Source organism: Falsiroseomonas oryzae (assembly GCF_027856955.1).
Classification (GTDB): domain Bacteria; phylum Pseudomonadota; class Alphaproteobacteria; order Acetobacterales; family Acetobacteraceae; genus Falsiroseomonas; species Falsiroseomonas oryzae.
Map to the genome: position 1 here is coordinate 1 of NZ_JAPSMD010000200.1, position 9,756 is coordinate 9,756.

The following is a 9,756-nucleotide window of genomic DNA, read 5'->3' on the forward strand; positions in this document are numbered from 1 at the left end:
CCCGTCGGCTGCGCCAGGGCATCCGCGCCCGGCAGCACGGACAGCAGGGTGGCCAGCACGGCGCCGAGCGCGGCAGGCGATGCCGGACCGCGCCGGGCGCGGCGCGGCGCGTCCCGCCGCCTCTCCACTCCCCCCTGCATCGCCCCTCTCCCCTCTACCCGTCTTCCAGGTGCAGCAGCAGCGCCAGCGCCAGCAGCAGGCCGGCCATGGTGGGCGCCCAGGCCGCGAGCACGACGGGCAGCGAGCCCGCCTCGCCGAACTCGCCGCTGACGCGGTCCACCACGAACAGCGCGAAGCCGGCCGCGACGCCGCCCGCGATCATCTGCGCCACACCGCCGCGGCGGTTGTGACGCATCGAGAAGCCGGCCGCGAGCAGCGCCATCGCCAGCGACAGCACCGGCAGCGCCAGCAGCGACTGGAACTGGATGCGGTGGCGCACTGCCGAGAAGCCCGCCTCCTCCAGCACCTCGATGAAGCCGGGCAGCGACCAGAAGCTCAGCGTCTCGGGCGAGGCGAAGCTGTCCTCGATGCGGCCGGCGGTGAGCTCCGTCGGCAGCTCGATGCGCGACGGCGGCGCGGGTTGCCGGTTCTCGCCGAAGGTGACGGCGTCCTCCAGCACCCAGTGCCCCTGGGCCAGCCTGGCGCGCGGCGCCTCGATCCGCGCCAACGGGCGGTCGCCGGCGGACAGGCGCCAGACCGTGACGCCCTGAAGCTCGAAGCCAGCCGCACCGGCCGCCGCCAGCGGTCCGCGCGCGGCGGCCGGCCGCCCGGTGACGATGGCGATGCCGAGCGGGTCGAGCTCCCGGTCCGCCTGGCGCAGCCAGAGCCGCCCGCCGGCGAGCGAGGACAGCCCGCCACCCGTGCGCAGGAAGGTCTGGTCCATCCGTTCCGCCCGCGCCAGCATCATGGAGGACAGCGGCGAGACTCCGGCCACCGCGATGATGCCGAGCAGCACCGCGACCAGCCCCGGCCCGGTGAGGAACCCCCAGGCGGAGATGCCGGCCGCGCGCGCCACGATGAGCTCCGAGGAGCGGGTCAGGCGCCAGAACGCCACGATGCCGCCGAGCAGGATGGCGAAGGGCAGGATCTGCAGCGCGACGAAGGGCAGTCGCAGCGCCGCGATGGTGGCGGGTATGTCGAACCCGACATCCGGCCGCGTCGCGGCGCGGCGCAGCAGCTCGATGAAGTCGAACAGCGCGACCAGGCCGGTCAGCGCCGCCAGCATCACCGCGGTGGCGCCCAGGAAGCCGCGGGCGACGTAGAGCGTCAGGGTGGGCGTCAGCGTCATGGCGGTCTCAGGCCGGCGCCGGACCGGGGCGGATGCGCGGCAGCCCCGGCGCGCCGATCATCCACCAGAAGGCGACGATGCCCGGCGCGATCGCATGCGCCCAGATCAGCCAGACGAAGGTGTTGTCCCGCGTCGCCAGGTTGCCGATGGTCAGGCCGAGGGCGAGCAGCCCGACGGTGATGCCGATCCCGATTGCCAGCCGGAAGCCGCCGCCGTGGCGGCGGAACTGCCCTGTCAGCGCAACCGCCAGCCCGACCAGGGCATAGGTCAGCGCGGTGAGCGGCGCCGAGAGACGCTGGTGCGCCTCGCCATAGAAGCGCGCGATCTCGCGCGGGCGGAGGCCCTCGGCGGGGTCGGGGTCCAGCAGCTCCGCCACGCTGCGCTCGCGCGAATCGCGCGCGCGTACCTCCTCGTTGCGGGTGGCGCGGGCCAGGTCCACGCTGTTCTCGGCGAAGGACAGCACCGAGAGCCGGGGCGGCTGGCCGGCTGCCGGCCGTTCCAGCTGCTGGCGCACGCCGTTCAGCAGCACGACGCGGGGGCCCAGTGGCGTGGAGGTGATGCGGCCACCCTCCGCGATGATGGTCACCGGCGCGCCGGGCTCTCGCTGGTCGTGCACCAGGATGCCGCGCAGCGTCCCGTCGCGTTCGCGCACCCGCGCATAGACCGTGAGATCGTTGCCGACCGAGGAGAACACGCCCTCCTGCAGCAGGATCGCGGCCATCTGGTTGCGGATCTCGAACTGCCAGACGCGGAAGGCGCCGTGCGACAACGGAACCAGCCATAGGTTGAGCAGGAAGCCGATGCCCACCGAGACCAGCGCGAGCAGGATGCCGGGCCGGGCGAGCCGGGCCGGGGAAAGCCCGGCGGCGCGCATCACCACCAGCTCCCGGTCGGTGTTCATGCGCACATAGACGAACAGCACGACGATGAAGGTGGTGATCGGCAGGATCACCGCGATGAAGCCGGGCAGCATCAGACTGGTCAGCTCGAGGAAGACGGCGAGCGACAGGCCGCGGTCCAGCACCAGTTCGATGAAGCGGAGCGACTGCGTCAGCCAGACCAGCGCAGCCAGCCCGGCCGTGACGGCCAGCAGGCCGAAGCCCAGCTGCCGCAGCATGTAGCGGTCGATGCGGTTCATCCGGCCCTGCTTACCAGCCGCGAGGGGGGGCGGGCAAAGCCGGCGCGGGCGGCGGGCTCAGGGCAGCACCTTGCCCGGGTTCATGATCCCGTGCGGATCGAGCGCGCGCTTGATGGCCTGCATCGCCGCCAGTTCCGGCCCGCCGCGCCAGGCCTCCATCATGTCGGTCTTGAGCCTGCCGATGCCGTGTTCGGCACTGAAGGAGCCGCCGAGATCGCGCACCACGGCGTTGACGCAATCCATGATGTCGTGGCTGCGGGCCAGGAACGCCGCCGGGTCCATGCCCTCCGGCTGCTCCAGGTTCATGTGGATGTTGCCGTCGCCGATATGGCCGAAGGGCACGGGCCGGCTGCCGGGGATCAGCGCGGCCAGCGCGGCGGAGCAGCGGCGGATCATCTCCGGCACCTTCGAGACGGGGACGGAGACGTCGTTCTTGACGCTGGCGCCCTCGCGCTTCTGGGCCTCCGGGTGTTCCTCGCGGATGCGCCAGATCTTCTGCGCCTGCGCCTCGTTGGCGGCGATCGCGGCGTCCGCGACCTCGCCCGCCTCCATCGCCTCGGCAAGGACGGCTTCGGCCATGTCCCGCAGCCCGGCATCCGGGCGGGAGGAGGCGAGGTCCACCAGGACATAGTGGTCGGCGCGCGATTCGAGCGGCAGCGCGACGCCCTCGATGTGCTTCACGGCCAGGTCCACGCCGGTACCCGACATGTATTCGAAGGCGCGCACGGCGCTGTCGTCGCGGTCGCGGAAGCGGCGGAACAGCGCCAGCGCCGCATCCTCGTCCGCCACCGCGCAGAACGCCACCGCGGCGTCGCGCGGGCGGGGGAAGAGCCGCAGCACCGCCGCGGTCACGACGCCGAGCGTGCCCTCCGCGCCGACCAGCAGGTGGCGCAGCGCATAGCCCGTATTGTCCTTCCGCAGCCGGCGCAGCCCGTTCCAGACGCTGCCGTCCGGCAGCACCGCCTCAAGCCCCAGCATCAGCTCGCGCGCATTGCCGTAGCGCACCGTGGTGTTGCCGCCGGCATTGGTGGAGAGCACGCCGCCGATCGTCGCCGTGCCCTCCGCGCCGAGGCTGAGGGGGAAGAGGCAGCCGGCCTCGGCCGCCGCGTCCTGCGCCGCCTTCAGCACCAGCCCGGCCTCCACCGTCATGGTCATGTCGGCGGTGTCGATCTCGCGGATGCGGTTCATGCGGGTCAGTGCAAGCACCAGGTGCCGCCCGCTCTCGTCCGGCACCGCGCCGCCGACCATGGAGGTGTTGCCGCCCTGCGGAACCAGCGGCGTACGGGTCTCGGCGCAGAGCCGCACCACCGCGGCGACCTCCTCCGTGCTGGCGGGCCGGGCCACGGCCGGGCTCGCGCCCTGGTAGAGGCCGCGCCAGTCCGTCAGGTGGGGGGCTATGTCGGCCGGGTCGGTCAGCAGGCCGCGCGGGCCGAGGATGGCCGAGAGGCGGTCCAGCAGGGTCGGCGATACGGGCGTGTCGGGCATGGTCCCGGCCTTCTACAGGAAAAGCGCGCCGACCGTGCCCCCCACCGCCAGCACCCAGAGCGGGCTGAGGTCGGTCCGCCAGACGAAGAGGGTGGAGCCCAGGGTCAGCGCCACAGCGACCCAGCCGCTGGCCGCCGCCTGGCCGAGGATCAGGCCGGAGGACAGGATCAGCCCGACGGCGATGGGCACCAGACCCTTCTCCACCACCCGCAGGCCGCGGCTGCCGGCCAGCCGGGTCCGGAGGCGGGAGAAGCCATAGGCCAGCAGGCCGGAGGGCAGGGTCATCGCCAGGGTCGCGACCAGCATCCCGGTGAGCCCGGCCACCTGCCAGCCGATCAGGCCCACCACCAGGACGTTCGGCCCCGGTGCGGCCTGGGCGAGGGCGAAGAGCTGCGCGAAGCGCGCATCGGTCATCCAGCCATGCACGTCCACGACCAGCCGGTTCATCTCCGGCACCACCGCGATGCCGCCGCCGACGGCGATCAGCGAGATCGCCGCGAAGCCGGTGGCGAGCTGCCACAATACGCCGCCGCCCTCGGTCATTGGGCACGCTCTCCGCGGCGCATCGTCCACCAGGCCGCGGCGATGCCGAAGGGCGCCAGGCCGAGCACGATCGCCGGCAGCGGCAGCCGCAGACCCGCGGCGCCGACCAGCGCGGCCAGGCCGACGGCCAGGACCGGGGCGGAGGGCTTCAGCTTCTGCGCCATCTTGAGCGCGGTGCCGATCACCATGCCCGCCGCCGCCGCCGCCGTGCCGGCCAGCACCGCCTTGACCAGCGCGATCTCCCCCCAGCGGTCATGCGCCATGGCCAGCAACGCCAGCACCACCAGCGGCCCGGCGAACAGCCCGGCGGGCGCGGCGATCGCCCCGGCCGGCCCGCGCCAGCGCTCGCCCAGCTGGATGGCGACGTTCAGCGCATTCGGCCCGGGCAGCGCCTGCCCGAGTCCCAGCACCTCGGCGTAGTCCTGCTCGGAGAGCCAGCGCTTCTCCTCGACGATCACGCGCCGCGCCCAGGCATTCACGCCGCCGAAGCCGATCAGGCCGATGCGGAGATAGGTGAGGAAGAGCTGCGGGACGGTCGGGCGGGGCGTATCGGGCGGCATGGGCCCAACGGAGCGCGGTGCGGCGGGTCGATCAAGCCCGGGGGCGGCGGAACCGGAGGGCGCGGGTCGCGGGCCACGCGCCGCCCGGGGATTCGCCGTGTGCTTTGCCGCCTTTGCCCTGCTGCTGCGCGCCATGCCGGCTTTCGCCCGGGCGCCGCAGCCCCTGCCGGGGCCGCCACGCCGCCCTCTCCCAACCCGATGCGCGTGGGGAGTGGCAGGACCTCGACGCGGATTTCTGCCGCGCCGTCCCGGTCGCGGTGCCGGGCGATGCTGGCCGCATGCGCTCCGTCGGCGTGAACATGCACGACGGCCAAGCTTCATCACTTGGCGCGACCCGAACCGGGCCAGCGCGCGGGAGCTGGATGGCGCCACCATTTGCCTCCAGCCCGGCACGACGACGGAGCTGAAGCTCGCCGACCGGGCGCGCGCTCGCCGCGTGACCTTCACGCCGGTGGTGATCGAGAGCTCGACAACACCTTGGCGCTGAACGCGATCCGCGCCGTCGGCAACTCCGGTGAGGTCCGGCAGCGCAATCTGCCGCCGGTCGGCCCGGAGGGCGGTCGCGACCGGCTGGCGGGCGACGGCGGCCTGATGTGGTCGGGACGCACGGCTCCCGGTGCGTGCTGGGGCGGTGGGGCCGCGGGCATCCAGAGGACTCAACAGTTCGTTGCGGACTCCCTTATGGTTCTGCGAAGGTCGGCCGCCCGGCACAGGGCCGGGCCTCTACAGGGAGAATCGCCGTGCGTCGCCGCGAATTGCTGTTCTCCGGCCTGGTCTTGCCGGCCCTCGCCATGCCCAGTCGGTCGCCCAACGCTTCCACCTGGCCGGAACGGCCGGTCACGCTGATCGTCCCTTTCGGCCCGGGCAGCCAGCCCGACATCGTCGGCCGTCTCGTCGCCGAGCGCCTGGCCGCCGCCTGGGGCCAGCCCGTGGTCGTGCAGAATGTCCCGGGCGCTTCCGCCACCCTGGGCGTGGACCGCGTCGCGAAGGCAGCACCGGACGGCCATACGATCGGCCTGACCGGCGATGGCGCGATGGTGGTGCGGGTCAGCATGGACCCGCCTCTCCCCTACGATCCGCGGCGCGACCTTGCCCCTGTTGCGCGACTGGTGCGGACGCGCAACGCGCTCGTGGTGCACCCCTCGATCCCGGCCAACACCCTGCAGGACTTCCTCGCGCTCGCCCGCGCGCGGCCTGGCCAACTCACCTATGCTCATACCGGCGTCGGCTTCTCCACCCATCTCGGCATGGAGATGCTGAAGCAGGCGGCCGGGGTGGACATCACCGCCGTGCCCTACGCAAACGAAGGACCGATGGTCGCCGACCTCCTGCAAGGGCGGGTGCAGGCGACAATCGCGGGGGCGGCCATGATCCCCCGGATCCAGGCCGGTGAGGTGCGCGCATTGGCCGTGGTGTCGGCTGACCGCTCGCCGGCGCTGCCCGACGTTCCGACGGTGGCCGAACAGGGCTTCCCCGGCTTCGATTCGGTGGCGTGGTTCGGACTGGTCGCGCCAGCCCGCACACCGGAGGCTGTGGTTGCACGCATCCAGCGCGACGCAGCCGCGGCCCTGGTCGAGCCGGTGGTCCGCGATCGGTTGGAGGGCCTGGGCCTGGCCATCGTCGGCGACACGTCGCAGGAGTTCGCGGCCCTGATCCCGCGCGAGATCGAGCGCATGGCCGCGGTGCTGGAGCGGTTGGGGCTGCGTGCACGATGACGTCGCCACGATCGCCCCTCAGATGAGGCACCGGACAGCAGCCGACCGGGTTCGACGACGCGCTGCCCTCGAGATGGCAATGCATCGCTGACGTCCGACGGAAGATCCTCGACGCAGGCAGCGTGGTGGGATCGAGGGATGTCCTCCACCTGCCCATCCCGGCGGTTCGGCTCCATTGCCGGCCGCCGCAGCCACGGCGACTGCTACCCCCGCGGCGCCGCCGCCCGCGTCAGCCGGTCGTTGATCGCCACGCCCAGCCCCGCCGCCGGCACCGGCATCGCCGCGATGCGCGCCAGGCCCAGCCGCCGGCCTTCCGCATCCAGCCAGCGAAGTCCGGCGAAGAGCCGCGCGGCGGCCTCGGCCAGGTCGCCTGCGGGCGATAGGTTCCAAAGCGCGCCCGCGCCCGGCAGCGGCGCCGGGCCGAAGGCCAGCAGCGCCTCCTCGCCTGCGACGTCCACCGCATCCAGCCGCACCGGCAGTGCGGGCGCGTAGTGCGACAGCAGCATCCCGGGACTCCGCAGGGTGCGCGTCGCCTCCGCCGCACTGGCCGGCACCCGGCGGCCGACTTTTCCGATCGCCGCCTCGATCGCCTCCGCCGGCACGCCGCCGGGCCGCAGCAGCACCGCGCCGCGCGGCGAGGACAGGTCCAGCACCGTGCTCTCCACGCCGACTGCGCACGGCCCGCCATCCAGCACCGCGGCGATGCGGCCGGAGAGCCCCTCCAGCACATGCGCCGCCGTGGTCGGGCTGACGCTGCCGGAGCGGTTCGCCGAGGGGCCGGCGACCGGACGGTCCACCCGGCGCAGCAACTCGAGCGCCAGCGGGTGCGCGGGCACCCGCACCGCCAGCGTATCCAGCCCCGCGCCGGCCAGCAGGTCCACCCGGCAGTCGAGGCGACGCGGCAGCACCAGGGTCAGCGGACCGGGCCAGAACCGGGCGGCGAGCTCCCGCGCGCGGGCATCGGCGACCACCTCCTCGAAGGCCGCCTCGGCGGTGGCGACATGACAGATCAGCGGGTTGAACTCCGGCCGGCCCTTCGCCGCGAAGACCGCCGCCACCGCGCGGCCGTTCCGCGCATCCGCGCCCAGCCCGTAGACGGTCTCGGTCGGGAAGGCGACTAGCTCGCCCGCGCGCAGCAGCGCGGCGGCCTCGGCGACGTCGGTGGTCAGGCGGGTGCCGCGATCCATGGCCGGGCCTTACCCGCCACCCCGCTGCGCGCCAAGCGGGGGCCGGCTTGGCGCGGTGGCCGCACAAGGTGGTAGGCTGGGCGCCACACGGAACGACGGAACCGCCCCCGCATGCCCGACATCGCCTTCGTCAAGCCCGCCCTGCCGAGGAACGGCGTGCTCGTGCTGCCCATGACCGAGGGCGACCCGCCGGCCGGCCTGGCGCGGGAGGCGGAGGAGGCATCGGGCGGCCTGCTCTCCCGCGCGCTGGAGGCCGCCGGCTTCAAGGGCCGCAAGGGCCAGGCGACCACGCTCTGGGCGCTCGGCGGCTGGACCAAGGTGGTCGCGCTCGGCCTCGGCAAGGCGGCCGAGCTCGGCTCGGAGGGCGTGGAGGCCGCAGGCGGCGCCCTGGCGCCGGCGATCGCGGCCGACCGCGAGGCGTATGTCGCGGCCGATGCGCTGGATCCGAAGCTCGCCGCGCATTTCGGCCTCGGCGCCGTGCTGCGCGGCTGGCGCTTCGACCGCTATCGCACGAAGGAGAAGGAGGAGGACAAGCCGAAGCTGGAGCGCATCGCCGTCGCGACCTCCAACACGGCTGGCGCCAAGGCCGCCTTCGCGCCGCTGCGCGCCATCGCCGATGGTGTGTTCCTGGCGCGCGAACTGGTCAGCGAGCCGCCCAACGTGCTGCACCCCACGGAATTCGCCGATCGCTGCCGCGGCCTTGAACGGCTCGGCGTCGAGGTCGAGATCATGGGGCCGAAGGAGCTGAAGCGGCTCGGCTTCGGCGCGATGCTCGGCGTGTCCCAGGGCTCCGCGCAGGAGCCGCGGATGGTGGTGATGCAGTGGAAGGGCGCGCCGAAGGGGAAGAAGGCGAAGCCCCTCGCGCTGATCGGCAAGGGCGTCACCTTCGACACCGGCGGCATCTCCATCAAGCCCGCCGCGGGGATGGAGGACATGAAGTGGGACATGGCCGGCGCCGGCGCTGTCGTCGGCGCCATGGCGGCGCTGGCCGGGCGCAAGGCGAAGGCCGACGTCGTCGGGCTGGTCGGCCTGGTGGAGAACATGCCATCCGGCACCGCGCAGCGGCCTGGCGACGTGGTGAAGACCTATTCCGGCCAGACGGTGGAGGTGATCAACACCGACGCCGAGGGCCGCCTGGTACTCGCGGACGTCATGTGGTACTGCCAGGAACGCTTCGACCCCCGCGGCATGGTGGACCTGGCCACGCTGACCGGCGCCATCATCATCGCGCTCGGGCACGAGCATGCCGGCCTGTTCAGCAACGACGAGGAGCTGGCGCAGCGCATCATCGCCGCCGGCAGCGCGGTGGGCGAGAAGTGCTGGCGCATGCCGCTGGGCGATGCCTATGACAAGCAGATCAAGTCCGACATCGCGGACATGAAGAACGTGGGCGGGCGCCCGGGCGGGTCGATCACCGCGGCGCAGTTCCTGCAGCGCTTCACCAACGGCAAGCCCTGGGCGCATCTCGACATCGCGGGCACCGCCTGGACGAGCAAGGACCACCCGACGGTGCCGAAGGGCGCGACCGCCTTCGGCGTGCGGCTGCTGGACCGGCTGGTCGCGGAGATGGCGGAGGAGGGCTGATCGCGCCCGATCGCAACGGGCGTGTCCCGCATGCGTCAATCGGTCGCGCAGACGTGCTCCCCATGCTGAAGGTCGGCTTCCGTCGCGGCGCGCCCGACCCGTCCCTGCCGCTGCTGCGGCCGGTGGCGGAGGGCGCAGAGTTGCCGCAGGCGCTGCGCCGCGCCGCCGAAGCCTCTGGCTTCCGCGGCGAGGCCGGGCAGGTGCTGGAGCCCGCGGCCGCGCCGCGCCAGGCGCTGCTGGGCATCGGGCGCCGTCG

At 73.4% G+C, this 9,756-nt stretch carries 9 protein-coding genes; 3 read left to right on the forward strand and 6 right to left on the reverse strand.

Annotated features, from left to right (window positions below):
* Positions 1-154: 154 nt before the first annotated feature.
* From lptG to OZN99_RS18100, 5 genes are read right to left on the reverse strand one after another with little or no spacing between them, the layout of a single operon-like run.
* A complete protein-coding gene (lptG, locus tag OZN99_RS18080; RefSeq protein WP_270936662.1) occupies positions 155-1,288 on the reverse strand; it encodes an LPS export ABC transporter permease LptG in 1,134 nt (377 codons plus the stop codon).
* A gap of 7 nt (positions 1,289-1,295) precedes the next feature.
* Complete coding sequence (gene lptF, locus OZN99_RS18085; protein WP_270936663.1) at positions 1,296-2,426, reverse strand: LPS export ABC transporter permease LptF; 1,131 nt, start codon at positions 2,424-2,426, stop codon at positions 1,296-1,298.
* 57 nt (positions 2,427-2,483) lie between these two features.
* Complete coding sequence (locus tag OZN99_RS18090; protein WP_270936664.1) at positions 2,484-3,911, reverse strand: FAD-binding oxidoreductase; 1,428 nt, start codon at positions 3,909-3,911, stop codon at positions 2,484-2,486.
* A gap of 12 nt (positions 3,912-3,923) precedes the next feature.
* Complete coding sequence (locus OZN99_RS18095; RefSeq protein ID WP_270936665.1) at positions 3,924-4,454, reverse strand: chromate transporter; 531 nt, start codon at positions 4,452-4,454, stop codon at positions 3,924-3,926.
* Positions 4,451-5,014: a chromate transporter gene (locus OZN99_RS18100; protein ID WP_270936666.1), complete on the reverse strand. Its 564-nt coding sequence runs from the start codon at positions 5,012-5,014 to the stop codon at positions 4,451-4,453. Before OZN99_RS18100 ends, OZN99_RS18095 begins: the two co-directional genes overlap by 4 nt.
* A gap of 740 nt (positions 5,015-5,754) precedes the next feature.
* Here OZN99_RS18100 and OZN99_RS18105 point away from each other — a divergent pair.
* Positions 5,755-6,729 (forward strand): Bug family tripartite tricarboxylate transporter substrate binding protein, encoded by a 975-nt coding sequence (locus tag OZN99_RS18105; protein ID WP_270936667.1) that lies wholly within the window; start codon positions 5,755-5,757, stop codon positions 6,727-6,729.
* A 203-nt stretch (positions 6,730-6,932) separates the two neighbouring features.
* Here OZN99_RS18105 and OZN99_RS18110 read toward each other — a convergent pair whose 3' ends face one another.
* The gene (locus OZN99_RS18110) at positions 6,933-7,916 is read right to left on the reverse strand and encodes an L-threonylcarbamoyladenylate synthase (RefSeq protein WP_270936668.1); all 984 of its coding nucleotides are present in this window, start codon (positions 7,914-7,916) and stop codon (positions 6,933-6,935) included.
* 111 nt (positions 7,917-8,027) lie between these two features.
* Here OZN99_RS18110 and OZN99_RS18115 point away from each other — a divergent pair, with 111 nt between their 5' ends.
* Both OZN99_RS18115 and OZN99_RS18120 read left to right on the forward strand, forming a co-directional pair.
* On the forward strand, positions 8,028-9,500 hold the full coding sequence (locus OZN99_RS18115) for a leucyl aminopeptidase (protein WP_270936669.1): 1,473 nt from the start codon (positions 8,028-8,030) through the stop codon (positions 9,498-9,500).
* Positions 9,501-9,562: 62 nt separating this feature from the next.
* Positions 9,563-9,756, forward strand: a 194-nt coding sequence (locus tag OZN99_RS18120) for a hypothetical protein (RefSeq protein WP_270936670.1), incomplete at its 3' end; no start/stop codon positions are given.